Origin of the sequence: Nonomuraea deserti (assembly GCF_004348685.1) — a bacterium.
Classification (GTDB): Bacteria; Actinomycetota; Actinomycetes; order Streptosporangiales; family Streptosporangiaceae; genus Nonomuraea; species Nonomuraea deserti.
Genome location: NZ_SMKO01000122.1, coordinates 18,384 through 28,843, shown reverse-complemented (window position 1 = coordinate 28,843; position 10,460 = coordinate 18,384). Strand labels below are relative to the sequence as shown.

At 72.1% G+C, this 10,460-nt stretch carries 14 protein-coding genes and 1 pseudogene; 5 read left to right on the top strand and 10 right to left on the bottom strand.

Annotated elements, in window-relative coordinates; all coding sequences use genetic code 11:
• Window positions 1-110: 110 nt before the first annotated feature.
• The 4 genes and pseudogenes from E1292_RS55910 to E1292_RS33100 all read right to left on the bottom strand — a co-directional run bounded on the left by E1292_RS55910 (window position 111) and on the right by E1292_RS33100 (window position 2,088).
• On the bottom strand, window positions 111-407 hold the full coding sequence (locus E1292_RS55910; RefSeq protein ID WP_369334346.1) for a methyltransferase domain-containing protein: 297 nt from the start codon (window positions 405-407) through the stop codon (window positions 111-113).
• Window positions 382-813: pseudogene (locus E1292_RS55905) on the bottom strand (rRNA adenine N-6-methyltransferase family protein); the annotation flags it as partial. The pseudogene E1292_RS55905 and the gene E1292_RS55910, both read right to left, overlap by 26 nt.
• Before the next feature lie 26 nt (window positions 814-839).
• On the bottom strand, window positions 840-1,016 hold the full coding sequence (locus tag E1292_RS33105; protein ID WP_181958330.1) for a hypothetical protein: 177 nt from the start codon (window positions 1,014-1,016) through the stop codon (window positions 840-842).
• Window positions 1,017-1,152: 136 nt separating this feature from the next.
• On the bottom strand, window positions 1,153-2,088 hold the full coding sequence (locus E1292_RS33100) for a helix-turn-helix transcriptional regulator (protein WP_132600214.1): 936 nt from the start codon (window positions 2,086-2,088) through the stop codon (window positions 1,153-1,155).
• Between the two features lie 86 nt (window positions 2,089-2,174).
• On the opposite strand from E1292_RS33100, the gene E1292_RS33095 reads away from it, so the two are divergent.
• The 3 genes from E1292_RS33095 to E1292_RS33085 all read left to right on the top strand — a co-directional run bounded on the left by E1292_RS33095 (window position 2,175) and on the right by E1292_RS33085 (window position 4,724).
• Window positions 2,175-2,663 (top strand): VOC family protein, encoded by a 489-nt coding sequence (locus E1292_RS33095; RefSeq protein ID WP_132600211.1) that lies wholly within the window; start codon window positions 2,175-2,177, stop codon window positions 2,661-2,663.
• A 329-nt stretch (window positions 2,664-2,992) separates the two neighbouring features.
• Window positions 2,993-4,171: a Cmx/CmrA family chloramphenicol efflux MFS transporter gene (locus tag E1292_RS33090; protein WP_132600208.1), complete on the top strand. Its 1,179-nt coding sequence runs from the start codon at window positions 2,993-2,995 to the stop codon at window positions 4,169-4,171.
• A gap of 148 nt (window positions 4,172-4,319) precedes the next feature.
• Window positions 4,320-4,724: an Lrp/AsnC family transcriptional regulator gene (locus E1292_RS33085; protein ID WP_246090501.1), complete on the top strand. Its 405-nt coding sequence runs from the start codon at window positions 4,320-4,322 to the stop codon at window positions 4,722-4,724.
• A 205-nt stretch (window positions 4,725-4,929) separates the two neighbouring features.
• On the opposite strand, the gene pip is transcribed toward E1292_RS33085, so the two are convergent.
• The 4 genes from pip to E1292_RS33065 form a co-directional block, all read right to left on the bottom strand.
• A complete protein-coding gene (gene pip / locus E1292_RS33080) occupies window positions 4,930-5,889 on the bottom strand; it encodes a prolyl aminopeptidase (protein WP_132600205.1) in 960 nt (319 codons plus the stop codon).
• A gap of 93 nt (window positions 5,890-5,982) precedes the next feature.
• Window positions 5,983-6,960, bottom strand: coding sequence for a nucleotidyltransferase domain-containing protein (locus tag E1292_RS33075; RefSeq protein ID WP_132600202.1), 978 nt, complete (start codon window positions 6,958-6,960; stop codon window positions 5,983-5,985).
• Window positions 6,957-7,349, bottom strand: a complete 393-nt coding sequence (locus E1292_RS33070) for a RidA family protein (protein WP_132600199.1) — start codon at window positions 7,347-7,349, stop codon at window positions 6,957-6,959. The genes E1292_RS33075 and E1292_RS33070 overlap by 4 nt, the downstream gene beginning before the upstream one ends.
• Before the next feature lie 50 nt (window positions 7,350-7,399).
• Window positions 7,400-7,672, bottom strand: a complete 273-nt coding sequence (locus E1292_RS33065) for an antibiotic biosynthesis monooxygenase (protein ID WP_132600196.1) — start codon at window positions 7,670-7,672, stop codon at window positions 7,400-7,402.
• An 86-nt stretch (window positions 7,673-7,758) separates the two neighbouring features.
• Here E1292_RS33065 and E1292_RS33060 point away from each other — a divergent pair, with 86 nt between their 5' ends.
• Together E1292_RS33060 and E1292_RS33055 are read left to right on the top strand one after the other, a co-directional pair.
• Window positions 7,759-8,358, top strand: a complete 600-nt coding sequence (locus E1292_RS33060) for a TetR/AcrR family transcriptional regulator (RefSeq protein ID WP_165974863.1) — start codon at window positions 7,759-7,761, stop codon at window positions 8,356-8,358.
• Between the two features lie 165 nt (window positions 8,359-8,523).
• On the top strand, window positions 8,524-8,898 hold the full coding sequence (locus E1292_RS33055) for a peptidase inhibitor family I36 protein (protein ID WP_132600190.1): 375 nt from the start codon (window positions 8,524-8,526) through the stop codon (window positions 8,896-8,898).
• 17 nt (window positions 8,899-8,915) lie between these two features.
• Here E1292_RS33055 and E1292_RS52960 read toward each other — a convergent pair whose 3' ends face one another.
• Window positions 8,916-9,545: an amidohydrolase family protein gene (locus tag E1292_RS52960; protein WP_220447176.1), complete on the bottom strand. Its 630-nt coding sequence runs from the start codon at window positions 9,543-9,545 to the stop codon at window positions 8,916-8,918.
• Window positions 9,482-10,405, bottom strand: coding sequence for an amidohydrolase family protein (locus E1292_RS52955; protein WP_220447175.1), 924 nt, complete (start codon window positions 10,403-10,405; stop codon window positions 9,482-9,484). Before E1292_RS52955 ends, E1292_RS52960 begins: the two co-directional genes overlap by 64 nt.
• Window positions 10,406-10,460 lie beyond the last annotated feature (55 nt).

Sequence of the window (10,460 nt, the reverse complement as noted above, 5' to 3'; positions counted from 1 at the left end):
GCGCCACGCGTCACATGGTACCGCTCGATCGGCTAAGCATCGTGCGTGTGTTCGGTATGCGGCGCCGTGCCGCGTTTCCTCCCCAGGGCTGAAGCCCGAGGTCTCCACGCTTAAGGAGATTCGATGAACGACACGTGACCGGGCAGGAACGTGCCATGCGCGGTGCCGGGACCGTCAACTGTCATCTTGACCAGGCCGAATCCGTGCTGCCAGCCCGACAAGGTGGCCAGGATGATCGCGCCCTTGCGGCTCTTCCGCAGCCATGCCCTGGGGATGTGGCGCACGGCGCACGTGGCGATGATCCGGTCGTAGGGTGCGCTGTCCGGATGACCGTGGAGTCCGTCCCCGGTGATCAGCTCCGGTTCGTGCGAGCCCGCGCAGTGCCGCGGCGGCACGTTCGGCCACATCGGAGTCTATCTCGATGGAGGTGACCGACTCGGGGCCGAGTCGCTGGCACATGAGCGCCGTGGAATAGCCGGTGCCTGTGCCGATCTCCAGCACCTTGTCCCCTTCGCGCAGGTCAAGGTATTCCAACATGCGAACGACCAGGCCGGGCAGCGTCGAAGAAGAGACTGGCTCGCCGATCTCATTGCACTGCGTGACGATGGTCTGGTCCTGGTAGGCCATCCGCAGCCACGCTTCGTCGCCGAACTGGGCACGACAGACCGGCTCCCACTGCCCGTCGACGTTGCGGAACACGTCGTCCGGCAGGAATGCCTCGCGGGGTGTTGTCTCGACCGCGCGACGCCACAGTGGGCTGCGGAGGTCGCGGCTTTCTGTGAGCCTGTCGGCAAGGCTACGGCGTAGCCGCATCCCCAGGTCGTCGCCGTGGTATGCGTTCACTTTCGCTCCAGGAGCAGGTCAGCGATCGCAGGTGCGGTCGGTAGCCGGGTGGCGTCTTGCAGCCATGCCCATTGACCGTTCGGATTCGCTTCGAGGGACACCCACCGCCCATCGCCGGTCACAGCGAAGTCGAACGCGGTGAAGCCCAGGTCCAGGTGCTTGAGATAGGCCACGCACGCCTCGGTGATGGTAGAAGGAGGGTCGACGACCGTCGAGCCCGCTGCGCGGACAAGGCACAGGGACAGTGGCGGTTGCGCGAGGGGTGTCGAGAGCTGGCCGGCGCAGGGCTGAGCGGCCCGCCCGCCGGGGTCAGCCCGCGGCCCGGGTGAGGCGGGCGGCCAGCTCCCGCAGGTGCGCGGCCAGCCCGGCCGGCTCGTGCACCTCGAACTCGCAGCCCAACGAGAGCAGCCGGAAGGCCAGCCAGTCCAGGGTGTCGGCGTGCATGCGCAGCCGGCAGGTCCGCCCGTCCTCGCCGAGGATCTCGCCGAGCGCCCTGACGACCACCGTGGCGGGGCCGTGCAGCGTGACGACGGCCTCGTACGTGGGGGCGGAGGAGTAGAGCCGGTCCGCCACGTAGGCGGCGGCGTCGGCCGGCGGCTCGCGCGGCGTGACCCTGGCGCCCGTCCGCAGCAGATCGGCGATGCGGTCGATGCGGAAGATCCGCCAGTCGTCGCGGTCGTGGTCGTGCCCGAGCAGGTACCATCGCCGCCCGGCCGCGACCAGCCGGTGCGGGTCGACCAGCCGCCCGCCCGTCCTGCCGTCGTTGGTCCGGTACGCGAAGCGCACGCGTTCCCTCCCCGTCACGGCCATCGACAGGGCGGCGAGCAGCTCCGGATCGACCTCGGGCGCGCCGGGCACGGGCATCGGCACGGTGGCCGCGCCGATCGCGCCGACGCGATGGCGCAGGCGGGCCGGCAGCACCTGTTCGAGCTTGGCCAGGGCGCGTACCGATGCCTCCTCGATGCCCTGCACCGGATGCCGGGCGGCGGTGGACAGGCCGACGGTGATGGCCACCGCCTCCTCGTCGTCCAGCAGCAGGGGCGGCATCGCCGTGCCCGCGACCAGCCGGTATCCGCCGTCGGCGCCCATGCTGGCCACGACCGGGTAGCCGAGGGCGCGCAGGCGTTCGACGTCGCGCCGGACCGTGCGGCGGCTGACGCCGAGCCGCTCGGCCAGCTCGCCGCCCGGCCACTCGCGTGGGGTCTGGAGCAGGGACAGCAGGGTCAGGAGGCGGGAGTCGCTCATGAATTTCAGCATGCCCGACATGTAGGACCAGTCCTGACCTACTGGACGTTTAGCGTGGTCAGCACCTACTCGAACCAGGAGGAAACATGACCGTCAGCGCGATTCCCGAGGGCTACACCAGCGTCACGCCGTGGATCATCGGCCACGACACGGCCGGCCTGATCGACTGGCTGAAGGCCGCTTTCGACGCCGTCGAGCTGGGCCGCATGGCCGATGCCGAAGGGCGCATCGGGCACGCGGAGGTCCGCATCGGCGACGCGGTGGTGATGATGTTCGACGCGGCGCCTGACTGGCCGCCCACGCCCGCCTTCCTGCGCCTGTACGTCCCCGACGCCGACGCCGTGCACCGCCGGGCCGTCGAGGCGGGTGGGACGTCGGTCACCGAGGTCACCCATCTGTTCTTCGGCGACCGGGCGGGGCGGGTGCGTGACCCGTTCGGCAACCTCTACTGGATCCATACCCACATCGAGGACGTCTCGGAAGAGGAGCTGGAGCGCCGCCTGGCCGACCCGGAGTTCACGAAAGCGATGGAGTACGTCCAAAGTGCGGACTTCTTCCCTGGCAGAGACCGGTGAGGCCGATCGCCGGCACCGGCAAAGGCATGAGACGGGGAAAGGGTTGGACGGGCCGCCCGCCGGGTTGCTAGATTGCCGCGTATGTCCAGCCCCGAGGCGTCAAGACGCTAGCCACCGGTCGTCCGATGGCTGATTCGCGCTGTCGCCTCGCCCGGCCCCGCTGAGGCCGGGACCTTCGCTGCTCCCGCGACCGCTCGCCACTCGGATCACCGCGCTGCGGGCTGTTTCCCACCTGAGCCGTGCGCCGCTCTCGCGTGCCGCCCTCAGGTTCTCCTTCCATCGGCGGGCCGACGTCCGGCCCGCCCAATCGTGGTCGCGGAGTTCTTCTCATGCCATTCGCCGTTTACCTGCTCGCGCTGGCGGTCTTCGCCCAGGGCACGTCCGAGTTCATGCTGTCCGGCCTGGTGCCGGGCATCGCCCGAGATCTGCACGTATCCGTCCCCGCCGCGGGGCTGCTGACGTCGGCCTTCGCCGTGGGAATGGTGGCCGGCGCGCCGCTGATGGCGGTGCTGAGCCTGCGCTGGCCCCGGCGGCGCGCGCTGCTGGCCTTCCTGCTCACGTTCCTGCTGGCCCACGTGGCCGGCGCGGTCACGCCCGGCTACGAGGTCCTGCTGGCCAGCCGGGTCGTGGCGGCGCTGGCCAACGCCGGTTTCCTGGCCGTGGCCATGGCCACCGCGATCGGCCTGGCCCCGCCGGACGCCAAGGGCCGCGCCACCTCCGTCCTGCTCGGCGGCATCACGCTCGCGTGCGTCGCGGGCGTGCCCGCAGGTGCCCTGCTGGGCGAGGTGTGGGGGTGGCGATCGGCGTTCTGGGCGGTGGCCGCCGCCCTGGTCCCCGCCATCGTCGCGGTCGTACGGTCAGTCCCCGCCGTCCCCGCCGTTCCCGCAGACCTCGGCGGGCCCACGGTGCGGGGCGAGTCGCGGGCGCTGCGCAACCCGCGCCTGCTGGTGCTGCTGCTCCTGGGCGCGCTGGTGAACGGCGCCACCTTCTGCACGTTCACCTACCTCGCCCCGCTGCTCACCGTGGCCACCGGCATCGGGTCAGGCTGGATGCCGGCGATGCTGGCGCTGTTCGGGCTGGGGTCGTTCGCCGGGGTGACGATCAGCGGGCGGCTCGCCGACGTGCGTCCCATCGGGCTGCTGGTGGGCGGCGGGGTGGCGCTGGCCGCCGGATGGGCGGCGTTCGCGATGACGGCCGGGGAGCCGGCGCTGGCGATCGTGCTCGTCTTCGTGCAGGGAACGTTGTCGTTCGCCGTCGGGTCCACGCTGATCTCGCAGGCGCTCTACGCGGCGGCGGACGCGCCCACCCTGGGCGGCAGCTTCGCGACGGCGGCGTTCAACGTCGGCGCCACGGCCGGGCCCTGGCTCGGCGGGCTCGCCATCGGGGCCGGGCTCGGCTTCCGCTCCCCGCTGTGGGTGAGCGCCGCGCTGGTGGCCGCCGCGCTCGTCGTGGCGGGCGCGGCGTACCCGATCGGACGGGCTCCACGCGGCGTCGTGGCCCGTCCCTGAGTGGCCCGTTCCTGATTGGCCGTCTCTGAGTGGCCGTCTCTGAGTGGCCGTCTCTGAGTGGCCGTCTCTGAGTGGCCGTCTCTGAGCGGCCCCACGGGCTGGCCAGCCGCGGCGCGGAGATCTACCGGATCGCCGGGGAGGCGCGCGCATGACCTCTCCCTCCCGCGCTGGTCACGGGCGGCGGGATCGGCTCGGCCGTCGCCCGGCGGCTCTCCCGCGCGGGCACGACGCGATCGGCCGCCCGGTGCAGGCGCTCATCAACGTACGGCTGCACCCGAAGGTCCGCGAGGCCGTCGAGAACTTGCGCGACTACGTGGCCGCGCTGCCCGAGACGCTGGCCGTCTTCGTCGTGTCGGGCGGCGACGACTTCATCATCCAGGTGGGCGTGCGCGACGCGGGCGACCTGCGCGACTTCGTGCTCGACCACGTCTCGCGGCACCGCAACATCGCCGACGTGCGCACCTCGCTGGTCTACGACCGCATCCGCAAGACCTCCGTCGAGGTGCTGCCGCCCGAGCGTCCCTCCCGCCCGCGCACCGGCCGCAGGCGATAAATCGGTGGTGTACGGTCGCCCGCCGCGGCTACCGTAACAGCAGGTCAGCATGGGGGCGGGCACGGCGATGCGGACGCCGGCGCATGGCCGCGCCCCTTCCTCCGCGGACCGTACGAACCCGCGGCTCACCCGACCGACGGCGAGGCGATGGTCACCAGGGGCACCGTCCTGTTCCCCCAGATGATCCCGAGCCGCGGGTTCGCTCTCACCTGTCGGCGAAACGGTCGAGAGCCGCGAAGATCGCGTCCCTGAACGTCGTGCTGCCGGTGTGCCCGGAGTCCTCCACCACGACCAGTTCTGCGCCGGGCCAGGCCTGGACGAGCTGATAGGCCGTCTCCAGCGGGCCGCCCATGTCGAGGCGTCCGTGGATCAGCACGCCGGGGATGCCGGCCAGCTTGTGGGCGTCGCGCAGGAGCGCTCCCTCCTCCAGCCACGCGCCGTTGGAGAAGTAGTGGGAGCAGATGCGCGTCATGGCCATCACCGCGTCGGCGGGACGGTCGCTGTAGGCGTTCGGCTTGCCGTTGACCTCCATGGAGATCACCGCGTCCTCCCAGGTGACCCAGTCGGTGGCGGCCTTCTCCCGCACATTGGGGTCGGGGTCGGACAGCAGCCGCGCGTACGCCGCCAGCAGCGCGAACGTGTCGCCGTCACGGTCGGCCTCGGGCACCCCTTCCCGGAACCGCTCCAGCGCCTCGGGGAAGAACCGCCCGACGCCCCGGTAGAGCCAGTCGATCTCGGAGCGGCGCGTCGTCGTGACGCTGGGGATGACGATCTCCGACACCCGCTCGGGATGGGTCTCGGCGTAGGCGAGTGTCAGCGTGGAGCCCCACGACCCCCCGTACAGCAGCCACCTGTCGATCCCGAGGTGCTCGCGCAGCAGCTCCATGTCGGCGATCAGGTGGTGGGTGGTGTTGGCGCTCAGGTCGGTCGCCGGGTCGGCGGCATGGGGGCGGCTGCGCCCGCAGTTGCGCTGGTCGAACAGGACGATCCGGTAACGCTCCGGGTCGAAGGTGCGGCGCACGCCGGTCGAGCAGCCCGATCCCGGCCCGCCGTGCACGACCAGGGCGGGTTTGCCCTCCGGGTTGCCGCAGACCTCCCAGTAGACGAGGTTGCCGTCGCCGACGTCGAGCATGCCGTGTTCGTACGGCTCGATGGGGGGATTCAAGGGGGCTCCTCTCAAATGTAACAGTGCTTGGATAAATGTAACAGTGCTTAGATATCCGAGCGCACATCAGAGGAGCAGCGGGTGGACCGGCCATCAGGAATGCTCGGCGAGCAGGCCGTCGAGCCGGCGGAGGTGTTCGTCGAGGTCGGGGTCCGGGCTGCCGGTCCAGGGGCCCGCCAGGTCCGGGCGGTGGCGGGCGACGTGCACGTCGAACGCGGCCAGCTGGTCTCGGGCGTTCTGCTGGTACGTGACCTGCTCCCCCACCGCCTGGCGGGCCTCCCAGCACAGGTCGATCCGCTCGCGCAACCACGGCGGCGCCAGCCGTTCGCGCTCGGCCGCGCCGCCGGCATGCGCGCCGGCCAGGCGGGCGATGCGCTCGGCCAGGTCCGGCTCGCCACGAGCGGCCGCCATACGCTCGAATCTGGTCCATTCCCTGCCCATGGAGCCCAGCCGCTCGCCCCACCGCTCCAGGACGGCCAGGCGAAGGGCCCGCGCCGCCTCCCGCAGCTCGTACGTGGCCGCGTCCAGGCGCCGCGCCGAGCGTTCCCGATGGGCGCGAGCGCGAGCGTCGGCCGCGCTCCGCAACCACCAGCCGATCCTGGCCTCGACCACGGCGGGGTGGAAGCGCATCTCCGTCAGCCAGGCCACGAAACGGCCCGTGAGCAGGTCGCCGGAGTCGGCGGGACGCCCGCGGAAGGCCTTGTCCATCCCGTGGAACCAGCGCCGGTCGCGCGTCAGCCGTTCCACCGCCCACGCCGCTCCCGCCGCTGCCGCCTCCCGCGCCTCGGCGACGGTGAACGCCAGCCGGCCGACGTCGAGCGTCTGCGCCCGGCCGCCGGCGGCCCACCAGTCCACGAGCTCGGCCCGCTCGCGTTCGACGTGCGCCGCGGTCGGCCCGGGGTCACCGTCGTAGACGGGGAGCAGGTCGATGTCGGACATCGGCCAGGGCTCGCCGCGCCCGACGCTGCCGCCGACGATCAGGCCGTGCACGCCGGGGATCGCGGACAACCTGCGCACCGCCTCGTCCAGGCGGTCGCGGTGCAGCTCTCTCCAACGCGGAGAGACGCTCATGCGGCCCCGCCGCGCCGCGCGTCCACCTCGATCTCGATCTTCATGCGCGGGTCGGCCAGACCGCACACGAGCATGGTGGCGGCCGGCAGCACCGCGCCGAAACACTGGCGCAGGACCGGCCAGCAGGGCTCGAAGTCCGCACGGTCGGGCAGGAGGTAGCGCACTCGTACGACGTCGGCAAAGGTGCAGCCGGCCTCGGCAAGGGCGTCCCCGATGTTGCGCAGGCACTGGGCGGCCTGCTCCACCACGTCGTCGGAGATCGTCATCGTCGCGTAGTCGAAGCCGGTCGTCCCCGACACGTGCACCCGGTCGCCGTCCACCACGGCCCGGGCGTATCCGATCTGCTCCTCGAAGGTGGAGCCGCTGAGAATCGCGCGTCGCTCTGTCATGAACGGAACCGTACGGGAGCCCGGCGCGAGGCGTCCGGCCGAGCGTCCGCTCACCGGGCGAGCAGCACCGTGGAGTGGTTGCTCCCGGGCACCACGCCGGCCCGCCGGTGCGCATCCTTGAGCGCCTCCGACGCGTAGTGCCGCTGCATGGCCTGCGCGTCCTCGCACTCGAACAGCACGACGGCCTCGTCGGGCTGGTCGGCGTTGACGCTGACGAGCGCCGTGCGCATGCCGGCCGCCGCCCGGACCTCCGCCAGGCTGTCGAACGCCACGCGCCACTGGTCGTAGTCGGTGAACCGCTGACGGACGAGCAGGTACTCCATGATCTTTCCCCCATATATCTACAGTGTTGAGTTCAACCTAGCCGGAGTGTCCGAGAAATTCAACATCGATGACTATGCTTGAACGAGTGACCACAAGGCCAGGAGGACGCCGGCCGGGCGCGACGCGGACACGGGTCGACATCCTGGCCGCCGCGCAGCAGAGCTTCGCCGAACACGGCTACGTCCTCACCACGATCAGGGGCGTCGCCCGCGCCGCGGGCGTCGATCCGGCGCTCGTCCTGCAGTTCTTCGGCAGCAAGGACGGCCTCTTCGACGCCGCGCTCCGCGACGACCCGCCCGTCCGCTCGCTGGTCTCGCTCGCCGGCGAGGGCGACCCGTCCGACCTCGGCGCCCGGCTCGCCGCCCGCTACCTGGAGCTGTGGGAGGACCCGCACACCGGCCCCCGGATGCTCGCCGTGATCAGGGCCGCCGCCGCGGCCCCCAGCGCCTCGGCGATGGTGACGGCGTTCATGACGGACGCGGTGATGTTGCCGCTGGCCCGCGCCATCGGAGCCGACCAGGCCGAGCTCCGCGCCACTCTCACCGGCGCCTACCTGTTCGGCGTCGCGACCGCGCGCTACGTCCTGCGCGTCGAGCCGCTGGCCGTCCTGGACCGGCAGGCCGCGGTCGCGTACGTGGCCCCGGTCGTGCAGCACCACCTCACCGGCGACCTCACCCCGCCCTGAGGACACCACCGGCGGCGCCGTTGTCACGAGTACGTCAGTTCTCCCCCGCCCCAGGTCCCGGATCTTGTATCCACCAGGCGGACGCGATCCGTGTCCGCACTGCTACAGAATGTGACGGAGCCGCCAGGCAGCAGCCCGCGGCAGCACCGACACGAGGAGGACTGCATGAAGATTACCCGCGCGCGGATCGCCACCCTCACCGCCACCGCCATCGCCGCCATCGGCCTCGTCCTGGTGGCCGGCGCCGCTCCGGCCGCGGCCGCGCCGGGATCGTCCAGGGCGGGTGACATCTGCCTGTGGAGCGGCAGGGACTACACGGGCGCGTCCTGGTGCTGGCACCCGGGCAACGGCTACGTCGACGTGCCGCCGGCCCTGCACGACAACGTCGGATCGTTCCGGGCCCACGCCGCCGGCTGCTTCATCAACTGGATCCAGGTGCCCACCAGGAAGGAGACGCGCGTCGTCAGGAACGGCGACTACCGCAGGGTCTACGACAACGACTTCGGCGGCCGCATCGACGCGGTGGCGCCCCGCTGCTAATCCCGCCTCCGCCGGGGTCAAGGGCGCAGGACACGGCCTCCGCGCTCGCCCGTGAACTCCCCCGACTCCACCACGACATGCCCCTCCAGCAGCACGTGGACCATGCCGGACGGGCGGGCGGAGGGGGCGGTGTAGGTGCCGGAGTGGCCGACGGCGCCGGGGTCGAAGACGCAGATGTCGGCCCAGGCGCCGGGGCCGAGCCAGCCCCGGCCGCGCAGGGCGAACTGGTCGGCCGTGGCCGAGGTCATCTTGCGCACCGCCTCCTCCCAGGAGACCACCGCGCGCTCCCGCACGTACGTACCGAGGAAACGGGGGAAGCAGCCCCACGTGCGGGGGTGTTCCAGGCCGACGGGCGCCCCGTTGTCGGAGCCGAGGCCGATGAGCGGATCGGCCATGATCTCGGTCATGTCGTCCTCGGCCATCATGGAGACCACCATCGTGGCGGCGGGGTCGGCGGCGATCAGCGCGCACGCGACCTCCCACGAATCCTCTTCCACCACCGCCATTAGGGCCCGCGCCGCCGGGTCGGCGGTGACGTCGGCCAGCGTGCGGCCCGCCAACGACGGCTCGGCGTGCGCGGTGATCAGCACGCCTTCCGGGGTGCTGTCCTGCCACAGCCCCGCGCCCGTCCCGCCGGACTCGGCCACGCCGCGCAGCCGGGCCCGCCCGGCTGCGCCGCGAGCACGTCCCGCACCCGCCCGCCGGCCAGCGCCGACGGCGGCAGCAGCGCGGCGAGCATGGTCGCGCCCGCCAGGTAGGGGTACTGGTCGCCGCGCGCGTCCACCCCGGCGGCGCGGGCCGCGCGCAGCTTGCCGAGCAACATCCCGGCCTGGCCGTGGTTGCGGCGGCCGGCGACCTTGCAGTGCGACACCTGCAGCCGTACGCGTGCCCGCCGGGCGATTGCGACGGCCTCGTCCAGCGCGGCGGCCAGCCCGGCGCCCTCGTCACGCATGTGGGTCGTGTACGGCACCCCGTACCCGTGCGCGACCTCGGCCAGCGCCACCAGCTCGTCGATGCCGGCGTAACTGCCCGGCGGGTAGATCAGCCCGCTGGACAGCCCGCACGCGCCCGCGGCGAGGGCCGCGGCGGCCAGGTCGCACATCCGGTCCAGGTCACCCTCGCGCAGCGTCTCGGCGAATCCGGCCACGGCCCCGCGCAGTGTCGAGTGGCCGACGAGGGTCGCCACGTGGTTGGTCGGTCCGGCCGCCGCGACGGCCTCCAGATACTCGGCGAACGTCCAGTCGGGCACGCTCTCGCCCGTCAGCTCCTCCAGCGCGGAGGCGTCGGGCGCGTAGGAGAAACCGCAGTTGCCGTTGATCTCGGTGGTGACACCCTGGAGCAGCTTGAACGGCTGCGGCTCGGCCATCAGCGGCACCAGGTCCGAGTGCGCGTGCGCGTCCACGAACCCGGGCGCCACGGCCAGCCCCGCGACGTCGATCTCCCGCCGCGCGCGGGTCCGCCGGTCCGCGGCGACGACCCGCCCATCCGAAACGGCGACATCACCCACAAAAGCCGGTGATCCAAGACCGTCGTACACCGTTCCGCCACGAAGAATGAGATCG

Coding starts and splice junctions, on each gene's coding strand:
- E1292_RS55910 (WP_369334346.1), bottom strand. CDS start 407: ATGTGGCCGAACGTGCCGCCGCGGCACTGCGCGGGCTCGCACGAACCG.
- E1292_RS33100 (WP_132600214.1), bottom strand. CDS start 2,088: ATGAGCGACTCCCGCCTCCTGACCCTGCTGTCCCTGCTCCAGACCCCA.
- E1292_RS33095 (WP_132600211.1), top strand. CDS start 2,175: ATGACCGTCAGCGCGATTCCCGAGGGCTACACCAGCGTCACGCCGTGG.
- E1292_RS33090 (WP_132600208.1), top strand. CDS start 2,993: ATGCCATTCGCCGTTTACCTGCTCGCGCTGGCGGTCTTCGCCCAGGGC.
- E1292_RS33085 (WP_246090501.1), top strand. CDS start 4,320: ATGACCTCTCCCTCCCGCGCTGGTCACGGGCGGCGGGATCGGCTCGGC.
- E1292_RS33075 (WP_132600202.1), bottom strand. CDS start 6,960: ATGAGCGTCTCTCCGCGTTGGAGAGAGCTGCACCGCGACCGCCTGGAC.
- E1292_RS33070 (WP_132600199.1), bottom strand. CDS start 7,349: ATGACAGAGCGACGCGCGATTCTCAGCGGCTCCACCTTCGAGGAGCAG.
- E1292_RS33065 (WP_132600196.1), bottom strand. CDS start 7,672: ATGGAGTACCTGCTCGTCCGTCAGCGGTTCACCGACTACGACCAGTGG.
- E1292_RS33055 (WP_132600190.1), top strand. CDS start 8,524: ATGAAGATTACCCGCGCGCGGATCGCCACCCTCACCGCCACCGCCATC.